Source organism: Curtobacterium sp. PsM8 (genome assembly GCF_030433875.1).
Lineage (GTDB): Bacteria > Actinomycetota > Actinomycetes > Actinomycetales > Microbacteriaceae > Curtobacterium.
In genome coordinates, this window is sequence record NZ_JARUXD010000241.1 from 1 (window position 1) to 208 (window position 208).

Consider the following 208-nt stretch of genomic DNA (forward strand, 5'->3'; position numbering starts at 1 on the left):
TGCCATTGAAGTCATGGCCTTAGCTGTTGAGTGGGACCGCCATTTGTCGCCAGATGGCTTGGCACAAATTGAGGAGCTCTACAAGAGCTCTCCCCAGTTGCAAGCTTTCTTGCCACGGATTGATCATATCCAGGGTGTATCTTTGCAGTTTGGTGATGATGGAACAACAGTTAGCAACCAAGAAACCGGTGGCCTCCAGCTCCAGCAG

At 51.0% G+C, this 208-nt stretch carries 1 protein-coding gene; it reads left to right on the forward strand.

Features of this window, described 5'->3' with window-relative positions; translation table 11 throughout:
- Window positions 1-208: hypothetical protein (locus QCD68_RS17425; RefSeq protein WP_301223920.1), on the forward strand; the 208-nt coding region annotated here is incomplete at both ends.